Consider the following 16,580-nt stretch of genomic DNA (forward strand, 5'->3'; position numbering starts at 1 on the left):
ATAAAAAGGGAAAGCTTTGATGAAAGCTTTCCCTTTTTTACGTCTAGTTATTTCTGTGTTTCGAACATGTACGTTCTCGTTCGTGAGTGTATATTGAGTACGATACCTATCGCAATCATGTAAGCGAGCGTGGAGCTTCCGCCGTAGCTCAGAAACGGAAGCGGAAGGCCGGTAATTGGAACAAGACCGACAGACATTCCGATGTTTTGGAAAATTTGGTACGTGAACATCCCAATAAAACCAGCAGTTAAATAACTGCCGAATGGCTCATTGCTCTCTAAGCCTACTTGAATCATTCGATAAATAAGAATGAAGAACAAGAAAAGGACAACTGCTGAACCGATAAATCCATATTGCTCAGCGATGGCAGAAAAGATGTAATCGGTATGGCGTTCTGGAATAGATACCTGAAAATTAGACGCTCCCTTTCCAAGCAAAATGCCGGAGCCGATTGCCATCAAACCTAACCTATACTGATAACTGGAATCAGGGTATTTCTCTGGATAAAGCCAGCCGAGAAAACGGCTTTCCACATGCTTAAAGATTGTTTCTTGTAAGAAAGCGCCGACCTGATTAGGGAAAATAAACGCCAGCAAACCTACAATTGTTGCAATTCCAAGCACAACACCAAGAATCATCAGCAAAAGCCGCCAGCTAATACCTGATACCAAAATGGTAGCGCCGAGAATAGCGCATAATACTAGGAAACCACCAAGGTCAGGCTGTGAAGCAATTAATCCCATCGGCGGCAATGCGACAGCTAACAATTTGCCCAGCAGAATCAAATCGGTTTTGTTCGTTCGCATTGCATGTTTTTCATTATGGGACATAATTACATGAGCCAGGGCGATAACGACAAATACTTTAACAAATTCCGCTGGCTGCATCGAGCCGATACCAGGCAGGATAAACCAGCTTGTTGCGCCGTTTGCTTCATTGATAATGGCCGCTGGAAACTTGAAGAAGAGCATAAGCAGCATGACAATACCAATTCCATAAAATATCCACACAAGCTGGCGCAGACGGTCATAATCAAGCAACATCATAACGGTAATGACAATGGCGCCAAGCACGTACCATAAAATTTGTCTTGGCATATATTGTGTCTGAGCTGCAAGGCCTGATAAAGTGGGCTGCAGTTCATGTAACGTAAACGAAGAGACGATACCAAGCAATATCAAAACTAATATAATTGTTAGATCTAACCGAAATTTGTTAGAATTCATACACAAAACCTTTCTTTCGTTCCTTCCGCATCTCTAGCTGCTATAAAAGCGATTAGATTTTGCAAATGAGTGGAATATAATCTTGTTACAGTTTACAACAAAAATACGGATAAATTAAGTGAACACTATTAAAGTTTTTTAAACCTTTCAGGAAACGAGCGTTTATCCGTTGACAAATAACGGCACGTTGCATACTATTGATTTTTCTTGCAAGCGAGGAGGCTGGCTTATGGATCATCTAGAAAACCAAGAATTCTTACTATATCAGAATAAAATAAGGGAAGCACTAGCCAACCAGCAAATCGATCAATTTCGTGCAGAATACCTAGAACTGCACCCATATGATCAGGCTGCTGTTTTTGAAGAGCAGCCAGAAGAAGTTCGTAAACAAATCTATTCCTATCTTTCCCCTGAAGAAACAGCTGAGATAATGGAAAATGTAAATCAGGAAAATGCGGACGAATATTTCACGGAGATGTACTCACGCTACGCGGCCCAGGTACTGGCAGAGATGTCGGCCGATGATGCGGTTGATATATTAAAGGAAATGGACAAGAATAAGGTTGCTAGTTTCATTACAATAATGGAAAAAGAAGCTGCGGACGAAATTAAGCATCTTTTGCATTATGAAGACAAAACGGCAGGAAGTATTATGACGACAGAATTCGTTAGTGTCAGTGCCGCCGATACAGTAAGAGAAGCGATGCTGCATCTGCGTGCAGAAGCACCTGACGCAGAGACGATCTATTACACGTATGTTGTCGACATCGACAAAAAACTGGTCGGTGTCATTTCTTTGCGTAACTTAATTATTGCAGAAAAAGATTGGCTTATTTCGGAAGTGATGAGTGATCGTATTGTCAGTGTAGCAGTTGGAGATGACCAAGAACACGCTGCGCAGATGATGCGTGATTATGACTTCCTAGCACTTCCGGTAGTTGATTTTCAAGATCATATTCTTGGGATTATTACAGTCGATGATATTCTTGATGTTATGGAAGAGGAAGCAGATGAAGATTACAGCCGGCTAGCTGGTGTAAGTGATACCGAAAAAGGTGAAGATAGTGCCTTTGTGTCTGCGCGAAAACGACTTCCATGGCTTGTTGCACTTCTTTTCCTTGGTATGATTACGGCCAGCTTGATCAGCCGCTTTGAGTCAACGCTTAGCCAAGTTGCTATCCTTGCAAGCTTCATACCGCTCATAGGCGGTATGGGTGGTAATACAGGAACCCAAGCACTCGCAGTCGCAGTCCGCGGTATGGCAACAGGGGATATCGCCAAGCGCGGTAAGATGCGCATGGTGCTGCGTGAAGGTTTGACAGGTATGATGACCGGATTAAGCTGTGGTATCGTGATTACGATTGTCGTTGCGATATGGCAGAATAATATCTATCTTGGTTTACTTGTAGGGCTTTCCATTTTTGCTACTTTGATTATTGCCACATTAGCAGGAGCCATTATTCCGCTCCTTATGCACAAAATGAAGATAGATCCAGCGATTGCTTCGGGTCCCTTCATTACGACGATAAATGACATTATATCCATCTTGATTTATTTTGGGCTGGCAACAGCCTTTATGGGATTTATTACACAATAGAAAAAAGGAGGGTCCAGCATGGAGCACGAATCCATTCTTTCCCTAGTAGTAGTTATTCTAGCAGCATTCCTCACACCGATCTTAATGAATCGCCTGAAGCTCCGTGCGCTCCCGGTCGTTGTTGCAGAAATTATCGTTGGTATTATTATCGGCCAAAGCGGTTTTGATTTAGTGAATGAGAGCACGTGGCTGGAAACATTATCTACACTTGGTTTTATCTTTCTCATGTTTTTGAGCGGGTTGGAAATTGACTTTTCCATCTTCGCGAATAAGAAGAAAAAGAAAAAGGAAGGTCAGCCTACCCAATCTCCGTTTATCATCTCGGTTATTGTGTTCACAGGCATCCTTGTTTTATCTGTCGCATTATCTTATGCCTTCGTTCTAGCGGGCTTTATCGATAATGTCTTCCTAATGACACTTATCATTTCAACGATTTCATTAGGTGTTGTTGTTCCAACATTAAAAGAAGCACAAATGATGAAATCGACTTTTGGTCAAACGATCTTAATGATCGCAGTTATTGCGGATTTGTCCACAATGATCTTGCTCGCGGTGTTTGCCTCCATTTATGGACAAGAAGGCGGGAGCATGTGGCTATTGCTCATTCTGTTTGGCGTTGGGATCCTGCTTTATTTTATCGGGAAGGTCTTCCAAAAGCGATCCTTTGTTGAAACACTATCAAAGGGAACCGTCCAGATTGGTACAAGAGCAGTCTTTACATTAATTATCGTACTTGTAGCCGTATCTGAATCTGTAGGTGCTGAGAACATTTTAGGTGCTTTCTTAGCAGGTACACTCGTTTCCTTGCTATCGCCCAATCAGGAACTTGTCCATCAGCTGGACAGTTTTGGGTATGGCTTCTTGATCCCGATCTTCTTCGTAATGATCGGAGTAGAAATGGACTTACGCTCCTTGCTTACAGATCCACAAATATTAATGCTCATTCCGCTGCTTTTAGTTGCACTGCTCGTATCAAAAATCGTGCCAGTGCTGTATCTACGGCGGTGGTATGACTGGCGCTCGGTGATTAGTGCAGGTACAATTCTGACCTCTACGTTATCGCTGGTTATTGCTGCCGCTGCAATTGGCGAGCGGATCGGCGTTATTGACAGTAAGATGGAAGGTGCGCTTATTCTCGTAGCTGTTATCAGCTGTATTGTTACACCGTGGTTCTTCAAGCGATTTTATGTGCGTTATGTGGAAACAGAGAAGAAATATGATGTTGGATTTATTGGTGCAAACCAGCTGACAATGCCTTCTGTCCGCAATTTAGATGAGCGATATTATCGGACGCATTTGTATCATACGAAGCAGGACAAGCTTGATGAAAGTTTGGCACAATCCCGCTTTGACATCCGGGAGCTGGAAGATTACGATCCTGTAAAACTGGAAGCTCTCGGGGTGTTCGATGTTGATATCCTAGTTGTTTCAACTGGGGATGAAGAGAGAAATAAAGAACTCGCGCTTCATGCTAAAGAGCTTGGGGTCGAACGTGTTATTGCTCGTATTGAACAGCCCAAATTAAGCGATGAATTGAAAGAAAAAGATGTTGAAGTATTTTCTGTGCTGCTATCAACAAATGCGTTGTTTAAAGCGTTGATTGAAGCACCTAGTGTTGTCAATATTATGACGAACCAGGATAATGCGCTTTATCAAGTTTCTGTGCAAAATCCTGCTTATGATGGTGTGTCTCTGCGGCAGTTTCCGTTTCATGGGGACTTGATTATTGTCCGTATCTTCCGTGGGAAGGATTCTATCGTTCCGCATGGTGACACCGTGCTGCGGTTGGATGATATGCTTATCGTTACAGGTTCTGGTGAATATGTAGGAGATTTGCGAGAAGTATTAGAATAAGAAAAAAGGCTGTCTGCGGACAGTCTTTTTTTTATGCAATTATCTGGGCACCGACTTGCAGGCAGTTGCATACACTAGGTAGGAATCCTAATGCAGAGGAGGACAAAGCATGTCTAAAGGGAAAGTGCGACGCGAGCAGCCGCTGCTATTTATCTCCCAGCCAAAACTGGATTTGCCGAAAGCAGCCATGCAGCAAGCTTACCGAACAACGAAAGAAAAAAGAAAAGAAGAGGCAGCAGAAGCGTTACCAGAAGAAACAGCAGAAGAAATAACAGAAACAGCTGTACAGATGCAAAAAGAGGAGAAATCAGCAGAGCCGGAAGACCCGAAACAGAAAAAGAAGGGGAATTTTAAAGACCTGTCACTAATTGAGAAGATTGATTACTGCTTGAATCTTCCTTCCCAAATTCCGCGGATGAAGTGTGAAATTGTAACCGAGGAAACCAGTATTATTGGAATTATTATGGGGATAGAAGACGATGTTATTCAGGTGAAATCGGTACGCCGTCCATTTAAACGGGAAATTAAGTTAGCATCCATCAAGGATATCAAGCTGCTTGGATTTTAAGAAAAAAGTTCAATCTTGGATTTCAAGATTGAACTTTTTCTCTTTAGATAGCTGGTGTTGTTCCAGTATTTCCGCTGAAAGCAGAGATTGCTGGAAGCGTCGTAATGTGGCAGAAGCAGTGCAAGTCGACAGTGAAGCAAACGCCAGTTGCAGTCAAGTTTGCAACCGCCTGCACATCAATTGTATCTGGTGTAAGGTTTAAGTCTGCTGGATCGCGCAGCAATTCCAATACTGCACAGCCATCTTCGTATACTGTCTTCACACGGAAGTAGAAGCTCGCAACAAGCGGTCCAAGTGCTCCTGGTACAGCTCCTGGTACGACTCCAAGACCTCTAAACGGAGTGCCGTCCTGGTTGTAAAGAATAAATGGTACTGTATCAAAACCAGTTGATCCTCCCCAGTTGCCAAGAAGATCGTTAATGGATTGTTCCGCACTTGTTGCACAGCATTCTGTGTAGATATCCTTTTGTGCATTAGCGATTTCTTTTAGGATATCGATTACGCAGCCTGTGCCTTTTTCACATCCACAGCTCATGATGTTAACCCCTCTCGAAAAGATAAAGTAATGACGTATCGTCCTTAATAAGATATGGGATGCCCGGTGTTATGTGTGGGCGTTTGCCCTGATTGCTAAATAAGTTATTAGGTCATGATGGAATTGGGAAGTCCTTCTCTATAATAGGCATACTATGCACACCACCTGTTCCTTGCTAACATAGACTATTTCAGAATTGAGTTTAGGAAAAGGAGTGAAACATATGTCGGAAGAGAAAAAAGTGATTCACGTAAAAAACTTAGTCATCAAAGCAGATAAAGTGATTCTTGATACAGAAGACGTGAAAGAAGAAAAGCAAGATCATCACAGAAGACGTCAGCATGATCCCTTCTTTGGTCCTCACCGTAAAAGAGACGAAGAAAAAGAACATCATCATGATGAGAAGCATGATCATGAAGATAAAAAGGAAGACAACGAACATAAAGATACAGATAAAAGACGCCGGAATTTCTGGTTCTAAGTTAAAAAGCAGCCGCGGCTGCTTTTTTTTACGTTAATAAAGGAAGAAAAGGGGGAAAAGAAGAATACAAATACACGAGGAGGAGATGGCTATGACATGGGGAGTACCAGTACCAGGATATCAGTATATGGATTACCAAAATAGGCTTATAGGAATACGGAGGAGCCGTTATACAATTGAAAACGTCAATCCGGTAACACAAGATCAAACGCGAGACACTTTTGAGCAGCGGGTTCAGGACCGACTTGATTATCAAGCAACTTTGCCTCATACCAACAAAAAACAACCCGCAGAAAAAACACCCTTCGATCGCAAGTCATTCAGCTTGCTGACTGGCAAAGGGCGTCATTTTGATACGTATTGTTAACTATTAACGGTAAGCTTTTGTCAATAAACCATTAGCAGGGGTCCATTCCGCATAGGCTACATCTGCCACCTTATGAAAGCCTTGTTTTTTAATTTCTTGGTAAAGCCAATCCAATGTTTGCCCGCTATTGATCACATTATCTTTAATGATTTCTCCATCCAGGATGTAGGAGACAGGAAGCGGGTTGGCTTGTTCCGGCAAGTTTAAGTCATTCCTGGTTGGTGTTTGATAGGCGCTTTTCTTTAAGATACTCAACGTACCGTTTGCTTCAATAATGGCATAATCCACTTCCGCTATTGAAAATACATTGTTTGTTCGAAGCTGGTGCATCAGCTGGTTAAAATCCATTTTATTGGCTTTCATATCCTCGTAGCGGATTTCACCTTGGGAGATAATAACAGACGGCTTTCCTTCAAAAAATCCTCTAGTCCGTTTAAAGCGCTGCGTGATTTTTTCAATGACAATCATCAGCAGGCCCCACGTGATAATAGCAACTGCAATATGCGTTATGCCTGCTTCGGGATCGAATATAGCATTTCCGAACAATTCTCCGGCAGCAATAGCGGCGATAAAATCGAAAACTGTAATCTGGTTCATCTGTGTTTTTCCAAGTACTTTTGTTAACAGAAACAGACCAAGGAATCCGAAAATAACTTCTGCTATTATTTCTGCATACACATCCACGTTTCGTCACATCCCTTCGTAGAAAGCTTTCCCAAAGGACACAGGTGTATACAAAAAAGAGACTCCCGATTTGGAAGTCTCACAGTTGTTTGGTCATCGTTTTATGCGGAATACCCGCGTCCATAAATTCGTCGGAAACGACAGTGTAACCAAGTCGTTCGTAAAAAGGGATGGCTCTTGTTTGAGCATTGAGCTTTGCTTTATTCAAGCCGCGTTTTTTCGCTTCATCTTCCATTGCCCAGACAAGTTCATTACCATAATGATTACCACGAAATTTTTTGAGAATACAGATGCGTTCCAATTTAGCATAACCGTCGACGAAGCGCATGCGCGCAGCTGCCCCTGGCACATCTTCTTCATAACCGACGAAATGAATGCTCTCATTTTCTAATTCATCAATCTCAAGATCGGCGGGAACTTGCTGCTCTTCTACAAAGACGAGTGTTCTTACTTGAAAGGCATCTTGCTGTTGCAAACTATTTTCTGCTACCGATATCTTCATTAATTATTCCTCACCTAACGTAAATGATTCTTTAACTGTCCACTTGCCATCCGACTGCTGTTCTAATAAATGGAACTGCGTCACTTCTTCATGGAATTGGAAGGTCTTCAGCTTAAGTGTCCCGTGTAAGTCGGCGTATTCTCCATTAGACAGTTCTTGAGCGATGGTAATATGCGGAACAAAGTTATATTTTTTTTCTCCGTCGAAGAAGCCTTGATACAAACGCTTATGCAAGTTAACCAGCTCTTCCGTTTGAGACAACTTAAAATAAAGTGTATTGTGTGCTGGAGCAAATGTGCTCACTTTCTCAATGGTATAAGAGAAGGGAGCGGTATCACGTGCAATTCGTTTTAATTCACTGACAGCATCAATCAACTCATTCTCATTCAGCGTAAAGGGCTGCCTCACCTTTACATGAGGCTTAATAAGTGCATAAGCTGCGTCAAATCTTTTCCGGTACGAATTGGCTTCTTGCTGCACGTGCTCGGATGGGAAAAATGCTATCGTATAGTTCATCTGACATACCTCCTAATAAGAATGATTAACTTGCATATCATTTGCTTCTGTTTTTATTATACCAAAGTTCCCCCTGTGCTGTATGCGATGTTCCAGTCACCCAAAGACATCAATCAGCACTTGTTTCATATCATGCTGCCAATACTTCCATGTATGTTCCGCATCGTCTAGCTCTCGATACGTATAATCGACAGCCTGGGACTGAAAATATGCTTGTAAATCACGATTAGGTCCTACAAAGTCCATCTCTTTTTCAAAGGAAGTCGGAACAGCAGTCTCTTTTGTTCCAATTGTATGATAAATAGAAAGACTATCTAACTGTCTGGCAGTCTTTACTTCCTGCATAACGGTGTCATCAACGAGAGGGGACTGCATGACTACACTGCCAAACGTATGCGGAAAGCGCATAGCAGCAAGAAGGGAGAATGTGCCGGCTAACGAATCACCCATTAGTGTTCTAGTTGCACCCATATGTAATGTCGGCAGGTCATCCTCAAGCAGCGGCAGTACCTCGTGCAGAAGAAATTGCAGATATGCCTCGTGTTTCTTGCCTGACGGATAGTACTTATCAATCCGGTCGTAGCGATCGCGATAATGAATACCTGCGAATACGGTATTTTGGATTTTCTCTTCGCTATGAAGCTGATCGCTTAATGTTGCTATTCGCCCCATTTGAAAGTAATCATTGCCATCTTGCATGATACATAACTGATGCTTATACAAAGGAGAAAATGTTTCTGGTTTATACCAGCGTACTTCCAAGCTTTCGTCTAAAAATATACTGTCTATAGTGACGCTTTCCATTTTTCCGTTACGTTTCATCTGTTAAACCTCGCTTTGTGAAGGGTTATGCTGTCATTTTAACATGAATGACAGCCAGACGAATGAAAAAAGCAAATGGCAAGTGCCATTTGCTTAAGAGGAAGCCAATGCGGTAAACCGTCGCAGCAAGCCATAGCGAGGGGAGAAGATCCATGTCAATAAAAATAAGATGCCTCCTGCTGTACTCATGGCTCCAGAAATGGAAACATCGAGCCACACAGCGCCATAATAGCCGAACACAGCACTGGCAATTCCGAAAACGCAGCTGTAGAGCAGCATGAACGACAATCGGTCAGTGAGCAGATAGGCACTTACACCAGGCACGACAAGCATACTCACGACGAGAATAGCGCCAACTGCATCAAATGAACCGACAGCTGTGATGCTGACAAGCCCCATGAGCAGGTAATGAATCAACGTAACAGGAAGACCGAGTGTCAAAGCAAGTGCCGCATCAAACGACGTGATTTTTAATTCTTTATAAAATAGCGTGATAACCACCAAGGTAAAGACAGTAATGGCGAGCAGCATGCTAGTTGCTTTCGGAATCTCAAAACCGAGAAGCATGTGTGTATTGAACGGAAGAAAGGCGATTTCTCCCATGAGCGCATGCTCCACATCCAGGTGAACATCTTTTGCGAATAACGAGAGTAGAATAACACCGATAGCAAAGAAAGTAGTGAAAACAATACCAATACTCGCGTCTTCTTGAACACCTGCCTGATGAAGCGATTGTATAGCAAACGTTGTAACGAAACCAATAACGGCTGCGCCAATCAGCATATACATGCCATCCAAACTGTTTGCTATAAGAAAGGTGAGAACAATACCAAGCAGGACACTATGGCTGATGGCATCAGCCAGCATCGTCATCCGTCTGATGATTAAGAAGCAGCCAACCGTACCGCAGCTTATCCCGACCAAACAAGCTGTAAGCAGAATCCAGCCTTCGTACGTCATGCACTTTCCTCCTTCACATGTTTTGTACCAATGCGATGGGCGGTCAGTTTTTGGACAAGGCTTCGTTTGCGTCCAAAGATAAACGAGACACCAAAGAAAGCGGCAGCTGTCACAACAATGAGGGGACCAGTTGCCAAACCAGTTCGAATCGTGCTAATTAATGCGCCGGCTGCACCTGAAGCTGCTCCAATAGCGCCGGAAACGACGACCATCCAGCCAAGCTGATCTGTCCAGAAGCGTGCACTAATAGCAGGGATAATGAGCAGGGCGGCCATCAAAATAACTCCCACACCTTGAATACCGATAACGACAGTCATCACAAGCAGTGTGGAGAAGAGGGTCTCCAGCAAACCGATAGGCATCCCGCTATTTTTAGCAAAATCAGCATCAAAAATAAGTAATTTCCATTCTTTAAATAGAAGGCAGGAGATGAATATCAACCCTGCAGCAACACCTGCCATCGTATAGACATCAAAGCGTGTCATTGCTGCTGCCTGCCCAAAAATAAAGTGATCTAAGCCGCTTTTATTGCCTTCTGCTTGCTGTGTAATTCGCGATAGAAGAACTATACCAACGCCGAAAAAAACACTTAATACCATACAGATGGCGGCATCTTTCTTGATTCTTGTTGTTGCTGTAATCAGCTGAATCAGATAAGTCGCCAATAGACCCGTAGCTGTGGCACCTATCAGAAGCACAAGCAGCAGTTTCTCACCTGCCAGCATATAAGCCATGCAGATACCTGGGAGTGCGGCATGTGCCACCGCATCTCCAATTAAACTTTGTTTCTTTAATAAAGCAAAGCAGCCAAGAACGCCGCTGGAAATTCCAAGCAGCATCGTACTCAACACGACCCACTGGGTATTCGGCTCATGCAGCAGGCTATCAACTACATCCTGAATCATTTTGTCACCCGCTTATCCGGTCGCCTGGTGCTGTGAAGAAAGCCAGTGCGCCGCCGTATGTTTTTTGCAATAAATCCTTTGTGAACACATGTTCAGTCGGACCATTGGCAATGACTGTTCTATTAAGGAGGAGCGTACGGTCAAAATACTCCGGTACGGTTTGTAAATCATGATGGACGACGATAACTGTTTTGCCTTTTTGCTGCAGTTCTCGCAGCAAATCAATGATCGCATTTTCTGTTTTGGCATCTACGCCGACAAATGGTTCATCCATAAAGTATACATCTGCATCTTGTACGAGTGCTCGAGCTAGGAATACCCGCTGCTGCTGTCCGCCGGAAAGCTGGCGGATTTGTCTCGTTGCATAGGACTCCATACCGAGCTTTTGCAAAGCTTCTTTTGCTAGTAAGACATCTTGTTTGGAAGGTCGCTTGAACCAGCCGATATGTGCATAGCGGCCCATCAAAACGACATCCAAACTGTTTGTCGGAAAATCCCAGTCCACCGATCCGCGCTGCGGTACATAGCCTACGTTGCGGTTTTTTGGACTGTAAGGTTTGCCGAGTACAGAAATATGGCCTGAAGAGCGTTTCAGCATACCAAGAATTGCTTTTATTAAGGTTGATTTGCCGGCGCCGTTCGGTCCAACAATGGCAGTCAGACTGCCTTTCGGAACGATCACATTAACATGTTCCAACACAGCTTTCTTATCGTATGCCACCTGCAAATCCTTCACTTCCAACGCATGCATTTGTCATCCTCCTATTTTAATGCTTCTGCAATCGTGTCGACATTGTGGCGATACATTCCGATATACGTACCTTCTTCTGTATCAGCTTCCCCCATGGCATCGGAGTATAACTCCCCGCCATTTTCCACTTCATGACCAGCTTCCTTTGCACCATCAATAACGGCGTTGATTGATTTCTCGGAAATACTAGATTCCACAAACACAGCGCCAATATTTCGTTCGGTCAATGTATCTACTAATTTCTGAATATCAGCCAAACCATATTCAGAGTCAGTAGAGAGCCCTTGCAGTCCCATTACTTCCATATCGTATGCTTCGCCAAAGTAGTTGAAGGCATCGTGTGCAGTGACGAGTACGCGCTGTTCATCCGGAACAGATGCCATTTGTTCTTCCGCATAACGCTGCAGTTCATCCAGCTCCTAAAAATAGGCCGCTTCGTTTGCTTCATAATCTGCTTTGTTAGCAGCATCTTCTTCCGCAAAAGATTCGGTAATATTGCGAATGGCATCTTTCCAAATAGCAATATCAAACCAGATATGCGGATCTGCTAAATTGGCATCTGCTTCATCTGACAATAGAAGAGAGCTGTCTATGCTGTCACCAATCGCAACTGTAGGCGTTTTATCCTGCATACTTTCAAACACTTCCAGCATTTGTCCTTCCAAATGCAGACCGTTATACAGAATAACATCGGCATCTTGAAGTTTTGCCATGTCACTTTGCGTTGCTTTGTATAAATGCGGATCAATACCTGGTCCCATTAAACTTTGAACCTCTACATGGTCACCGCCGATTTGCTCAGCAGCATCGGCAATTTGCGCAATCGTCGTCGTTACCTGCAATTTTTCTCCGTCAGTACTTGAGTCAGATTCATTTTCTGAAGCACCACAACCAGCAAGCAAGAAGATAATCAACAAAGGGACAGCAAAAGAAAGCAGCTTTTTCATGTAAAACACTCCTCTTTTTAATTGGATTATTAGACAGTCACACATGTGTTTCCTTAGTGCAAAACTATAGTATGCACGCAGGAAAGTCAAGTGCATGTTCACAAAAAACAAAGCTTTCCGAAAATAAGTTTACTTTAGGCAAATAACGACATAACCAAAAAGAAAATTATGGTAATATAGAAACAGGGGGGATGTAAATGAATACAATCACAGGAATTTTAAACGTGTTAAACCTTGCCGAGAAACTGAAATTTGAAATGCGTCACAGCTGGCTTTCAAACGGACGTCAGGAAAGTGTGGCAGAGCACACGTGGCGGGTAGGACTGATGGCTGTTTTGCTGGAGCCATATATAGAAGAACAAATGGATATGGCAAAGCTGCTCAAAATGATTATGATCCATGATTTAGTAGAAGCAGAAGCAAGAGATGTGCCAGCTTTTGATACACTGTATGATGCAGACAGGAAAGAACAAAAACGACTGGCGGAATATGCAGCAATAAAGAATATTGAAACGATGCTGGACGAAGCGCCAGGAAGCGATTTACGACAGCTTTGGCTGGAATTTGAAGCAAAAGAAACATTCGAAGCGAAGGTAGCGAATGCATTGGACAAGCTGGAGGCGCAGCTGCAGCATAACGAAGCCGATATGGATACATGGCTGGAAGTGGAAAAGGAAATGGTCTATCTGTTGTCACCGCACACAGCGTTTCATCCGGTGCTGGAGGAATTGCGGAAAGCGATTGTGGCAGATGCAGAGGCAAAATTGCATGTCCGATAAGATGCTCGGCGGTATCAGTCACATTACGTTTGTTGTGAGAGATTTAGATAGGACAGACAAGTTCTTCCGTGAAGTACTGGGAGCTGAAGAGGTGTATGATAGCGGGGAACAGCGTTATTCTTTGTATCGGGAAAAGTTTTACACAGCAGGCGGTCAATGGATTGCTGTGATGGAGACAGAAGAGATCTTAAACCGAACATATCATCATGTGGCATTTCGGGTTGAAAAATCCAGTTTGACAGCGTACAGAAAAAGAATCGAGCAGGCAGGATTGGAAATCAAACCTTCTCGAAGCCGTGTGGACGGAGAAGGAGAATCCATTTATTTTTATGATTACGACAATAATCTATTTGAGCTGCACACAGGCACGCTGCAAGAGCGGCTGGCAGCATACAAAAAAGGATGAAGCGCAGCGGCTTCATCCTTTTTCCTGTGCCTCTAAATATGGCAAAATAACAGCGTGAAATGTTTCCGGGTTCGTAACAATCCGGTTTAAATAATATGGATAATCGTTCGGTGTGATGGATTGCGGTGCCAGGATAGCAGCTTGTTTGAATCCAGCTTCCTTCACCACTTGCGCAACTGCATCATTGGTGTTGCCATATGGATAAGCAAATGTTGTTGGTGTTATGTTCAACTGATCGTAGATAGTGTTAATGCTTTTATCCAAATCTTCTCGAAACGCCTTAAAATTTTTGTCATGTAAAAACAACGGTTTATCGGCTTCTAATCGGTGCATATCGTAAGTATGTGAGCCAATTGCAGCCAGTCCGCTGTCTACCATTTCCTGCAGCTGCGGCCAAGTTGCCATTTGCAAGTTCTGGAAGTTGTTATCACCAACATGTCCGGCAATGACATAAAGGGTAAAGGGAACGTTTTCTTGCTTCAGAATCGGAAAAGCATTTTCATAAACAGTGCGATCAATATCATCAAAGCTAATCCACACACAACGATTCGGAAATTGGCCGTCCTCTTGATATTGATTGAGTTGGTCTGGTGTAATAAATGTGGCATCCAGCGCTTTCAGCTTTTGTATCTGTTTTTCAAAATCATCTGTATAAACACTGTAACGTGTTAATTCATCAGAGCGTGTGACGAGAGAAACTGCCTTATTAAAGACAGTCGGCCGCCGCACACGATGATAATTCAATCCTAGACAGCCATCCTTGTTTAACGCATGATCAATGGTCGTTTCTTCTGCCTCGTCAGCCTCATACAAGTGGATGGCACGAAAGGTGATCAATCCGACAATACATACTGCGGCAAGGAATAGCAAGGACTTTTTCATTTTTCCAGATCCCGCACTGGATTTTTGTGGAACTCCATGTAGTTACTTGCCTGTAGTTTCTTAATCGTTTCCAGCGGCATGAGCTCCAACTTCTCCAAATCATCTACCGTGACGGGCATTGGCTGTTTGCGGCGGGACTTATTGCCAAAGCGTTTTTTATTATACGTCCGCCAGAATAGAAAATAGAGAAGAAAGGCCAGGAAAATACTCACACCAATTAGCATAAAGGTACGCACCTCTGCATTTGAAGTTTTAAATGCAATTTTTAGTACACCGCTGTATCTGTCATTTGTATTTAACAAAGCAGAAGCAAAGAACCATACAACAAACACACTATAAATCCAGATTAGTAATGTGAAAAACAGACTAACAAGAAAACGAGGCAGCGGCTGTTTTTCGAGAATTATTACTTGTTCCTGCCGATCCCGCGGTCTGGGCTTTTCCATGTCGCATAGCCTCCTTTATAGCGTGATGCAATAGCGCGAGGAAACGCGCTGATGACAACGCCAGTATTGACGATCCAATAGATTGCCGGATACCAAGAGGCCCATAAGTAAAACCTTTTTACCTTGTCATACTTTGAATCTATTTGTATGGAAATAAACAGCTGAATCAAACTCATGAATACAAGTGCAAATGAAGTAAACGTTAGCCAAATGAGCATCTCTTGGAAAGTATCTGCTGTAATCAGAAGGGAAACCGTAACGAACACCCAAGCAAATGCCCAGAAGGTGCTAATCCATTGCTCTATATACACAATCCAGATACGGCGCTGATTCCAGCGGAAAAGCACACGCCAGTGGCGAAGCATGACTTCTTGGCCGCCTTGTGCCCAGCGGACACGCTGCTTCCAAATACCGCTCAGGCTCTCTGGTACAAGCATCCAGCAAAGCGCGCGCGGCTCATAGCGAATATCCCAGAAGCGCTGCTGCAGTTTCCAGCTTACCGCGATATCCTCTGTGATCATATCGCGATCCCATAACCCAACATCCAGCAAAGCGCGTTTTCTAAAGGCCACAACAACTCCAGATACAGTCATTACTTTACCTAGAATTCGCTGCGTCCGCTTGATTGCTCCAATGATGGAAGAGTACTCCACCAGCTGCATCCGGCTAAGCAGCGTATTACGATTCCGGATACGCGGGTTTCCCGTTACAGCACCCAAACGCTCTCCTTTATGAAGAAAATGATGAATCAAGTAGTATGGCGCATCGTTATCAAGAATGGCATCTGAATCCAAGCAAAGCAGGTATTCACCGCGGGCAGCATGTGCTCCAAGGTGCAGTGCATTCGCTTTTCCGCGGTTTTCATACAACTGAATAACCCGAATGCTCGGATGTTCTTGACTGAGCCTTTTTAGAAGGGCTGCTGTATTATCTTTGCTGCCATCATTTATTAAAATAATTTCTTTCCGTGGATAATCCAAGCCAAGCAGATTATCCAATGTTTCTTCTATGGTATCTTGTTCGTTATAACACGGAACTAAGAAACTGATCAGCGGCCAATCAACCTTTGCGAAATCAATTTTTTGATCTTTGTCTCGAAACCAAATATAAACAAGCGTACCGGCAATCCAAAACAGCGACATCACAAATGGGTACCAAAAGACAAAACTAGCAATACCGTTAAGCCCTGGTACAAAGATATTATTGAACAAATTCTTGCCTACCTTCATTAATTCGCAATTGCGTTATCAAATTATAATAGAAGGAAAGACAAAAAGCACGAAGTATTTTGTTAGTTTTTGTAAGTGATAGTAAATTAACTAGGTATTTATAATCATTTACGATTACGATTG

19 protein-coding genes and 1 pseudogene are annotated in these 16,580 nt (G+C 43.2%); 7 read left to right on the forward strand and 13 right to left on the reverse strand.

Features of this window, described 5'->3' with window-relative positions:
- Nucleotides 1-47: 47 nt before the first annotated feature.
- The gene (locus KS242_RS06010; protein WP_217323448.1) at nucleotides 48-1,226 is read right to left on the reverse strand and encodes an FtsW/RodA/SpoVE family cell cycle protein; all 1,179 of its coding nucleotides are present in this window, start codon (nucleotides 1,224-1,226) and stop codon (nucleotides 48-50) included.
- Between the two features lie 229 nt (nucleotides 1,227-1,455).
- Between KS242_RS06010 and mgtE the strand changes: the two genes are divergently transcribed.
- From mgtE to KS242_RS06025, 3 genes are all read left to right on the forward strand, one after another.
- Entirely contained in the window at nucleotides 1,456-2,823 is a 1,368-nt protein-coding gene (gene mgtE, locus KS242_RS06015; RefSeq protein ID WP_217323449.1) for a magnesium transporter, read from the forward strand.
- Between the two features lie 18 nt (nucleotides 2,824-2,841).
- Nucleotides 2,842-4,677, forward strand: coding sequence for a monovalent cation:proton antiporter family protein (locus tag KS242_RS06020; protein ID WP_217323450.1), 1,836 nt, complete (start codon nucleotides 2,842-2,844; stop codon nucleotides 4,675-4,677).
- Nucleotides 4,678-4,786: 109 nt separating this feature from the next.
- Nucleotides 4,787-5,245 (forward strand): CotO family spore coat protein, encoded by a 459-nt coding sequence (locus tag KS242_RS06025; RefSeq protein WP_217323451.1) that lies wholly within the window; start codon nucleotides 4,787-4,789, stop codon nucleotides 5,243-5,245.
- Between the two features lie 43 nt (nucleotides 5,246-5,288).
- Here the strand turns inward: KS242_RS06025 and KS242_RS06030 are convergent, their stop codons facing one another.
- Nucleotides 5,289-5,780 (reverse strand): CotY/CotZ family spore coat protein, encoded by a 492-nt coding sequence (locus KS242_RS06030; RefSeq protein ID WP_217323452.1) that lies wholly within the window; start codon nucleotides 5,778-5,780, stop codon nucleotides 5,289-5,291.
- Between the two features lie 223 nt (nucleotides 5,781-6,003).
- On the opposite strand from KS242_RS06030, the gene KS242_RS06035 reads away from it, so the two are divergent.
- Both KS242_RS06035 and KS242_RS06040 read left to right on the forward strand, forming a co-directional pair.
- Entirely contained in the window at nucleotides 6,004-6,261 is a 258-nt protein-coding gene (locus KS242_RS06035) for a hypothetical protein (RefSeq protein WP_217323453.1), read from the forward strand.
- Between the two features lie 91 nt (nucleotides 6,262-6,352).
- On the forward strand, nucleotides 6,353-6,628 hold the full coding sequence (locus KS242_RS06040) for a hypothetical protein (protein WP_217323454.1): 276 nt from the start codon (nucleotides 6,353-6,355) through the stop codon (nucleotides 6,626-6,628).
- 3 nt (nucleotides 6,629-6,631) lie between these two features.
- Here the strand turns inward: KS242_RS06040 and KS242_RS06045 are convergent, their stop codons facing one another.
- The 8 genes and pseudogenes from KS242_RS06045 to KS242_RS06080 all read right to left on the reverse strand — a co-directional run bounded on the left by KS242_RS06045 (nucleotide 6,632) and on the right by KS242_RS06080 (nucleotide 12,715).
- Nucleotides 6,632-7,312, reverse strand: coding sequence for a DUF421 domain-containing protein (locus KS242_RS06045; protein WP_254391822.1), 681 nt, complete (start codon nucleotides 7,310-7,312; stop codon nucleotides 6,632-6,634).
- A 79-nt stretch (nucleotides 7,313-7,391) separates the two neighbouring features.
- Nucleotides 7,392-7,814 (reverse strand): GNAT family N-acetyltransferase, encoded by a 423-nt coding sequence (locus KS242_RS06050; protein ID WP_217323455.1) that lies wholly within the window; start codon nucleotides 7,812-7,814, stop codon nucleotides 7,392-7,394.
- A gap of 3 nt (nucleotides 7,815-7,817) precedes the next feature.
- A complete protein-coding gene (locus KS242_RS06055; RefSeq protein ID WP_217323456.1) occupies nucleotides 7,818-8,330 on the reverse strand; it encodes a 2'-5' RNA ligase family protein in 513 nt (170 codons plus the stop codon).
- Nucleotides 8,331-8,426: 96 nt separating this feature from the next.
- Nucleotides 8,427-9,152 carry an alpha/beta hydrolase gene (locus KS242_RS06060; RefSeq protein ID WP_217323457.1) on the reverse strand — a complete coding sequence of 242 codons (726 nt, stop codon included), beginning with the start codon at nucleotides 9,150-9,152 and terminating at the stop codon, nucleotides 8,427-8,429.
- Nucleotides 9,153-9,245: 93 nt separating this feature from the next.
- Nucleotides 9,246-10,112 carry a metal ABC transporter permease gene (locus KS242_RS06065; RefSeq protein ID WP_217323458.1) on the reverse strand — a complete coding sequence of 289 codons (867 nt, stop codon included), beginning with the start codon at nucleotides 10,110-10,112 and terminating at the stop codon, nucleotides 9,246-9,248.
- Nucleotides 10,109-11,017: a metal ABC transporter permease gene (locus KS242_RS06070; protein ID WP_217323459.1), complete on the reverse strand. Its 909-nt coding sequence runs from the start codon at nucleotides 11,015-11,017 to the stop codon at nucleotides 10,109-10,111. The genes KS242_RS06065 and KS242_RS06070 overlap by 4 nt, the downstream gene beginning before the upstream one ends.
- Nucleotides 11,018-11,021: 4 nt before the next feature.
- On the reverse strand, nucleotides 11,022-11,768 hold the full coding sequence (locus KS242_RS06075; protein ID WP_217323460.1) for a metal ABC transporter ATP-binding protein: 747 nt from the start codon (nucleotides 11,766-11,768) through the stop codon (nucleotides 11,022-11,024).
- An 11-nt stretch (nucleotides 11,769-11,779) separates the two neighbouring features.
- Nucleotides 11,780-12,715, reverse strand: a pseudogene (locus tag KS242_RS06080) (metal ABC transporter solute-binding protein, Zn/Mn family).
- 197 nt (nucleotides 12,716-12,912) lie between these two features.
- Between KS242_RS06080 and KS242_RS06085 the strand changes: the two are divergent.
- Complete coding sequence (locus tag KS242_RS06085) at nucleotides 12,913-13,494, forward strand: HD domain-containing protein (protein ID WP_217323461.1); 582 nt, start codon at nucleotides 12,913-12,915, stop codon at nucleotides 13,492-13,494.
- Nucleotide 13,495: 1 nt separating this feature from the next.
- Entirely contained in the window at nucleotides 13,496-13,900 is a 405-nt protein-coding gene (gene fosX / locus KS242_RS06090; protein ID WP_217324082.1) for a FosX/FosE/FosI family fosfomycin resistance hydrolase, read from the forward strand.
- Between the two features lie 12 nt (nucleotides 13,901-13,912).
- On the opposite strand, the gene KS242_RS06095 is transcribed toward fosX, so the two are convergent.
- Genes KS242_RS06095 through pgaC form a run of 3 tightly spaced genes read right to left on the reverse strand, consistent with a single transcriptional unit; the run spans nucleotide 13,913 to nucleotide 16,439 of the window.
- Nucleotides 13,913-14,782: a polysaccharide deacetylase family protein gene (locus tag KS242_RS06095; RefSeq protein WP_217323462.1), complete on the reverse strand. Its 870-nt coding sequence runs from the start codon at nucleotides 14,780-14,782 to the stop codon at nucleotides 13,913-13,915.
- On the reverse strand, nucleotides 14,779-15,228 hold the full coding sequence (pgaD, locus tag KS242_RS06100; RefSeq protein WP_217323463.1) for a poly-beta-1,6-N-acetyl-D-glucosamine biosynthesis protein PgaD: 450 nt from the start codon (nucleotides 15,226-15,228) through the stop codon (nucleotides 14,779-14,781). The genes KS242_RS06095 and pgaD overlap by 4 nt, the downstream gene beginning before the upstream one ends.
- On the reverse strand, nucleotides 15,189-16,439 hold the full coding sequence (gene pgaC, locus KS242_RS06105) for a poly-beta-1,6-N-acetyl-D-glucosamine synthase (RefSeq protein ID WP_254391823.1): 1,251 nt from the start codon (nucleotides 16,437-16,439) through the stop codon (nucleotides 15,189-15,191). Before pgaC ends, pgaD begins: the two co-directional genes overlap by 40 nt.
- Between the last annotated feature and the right edge of the window lie 141 nt (nucleotides 16,440-16,580).

This window comes from Terribacillus sp. DMT04 (assembly GCF_019056395.1).
Lineage (GTDB): Bacteria > Bacillota > Bacilli > Bacillales > Amphibacillaceae > Terribacillus > Terribacillus aidingensis_A.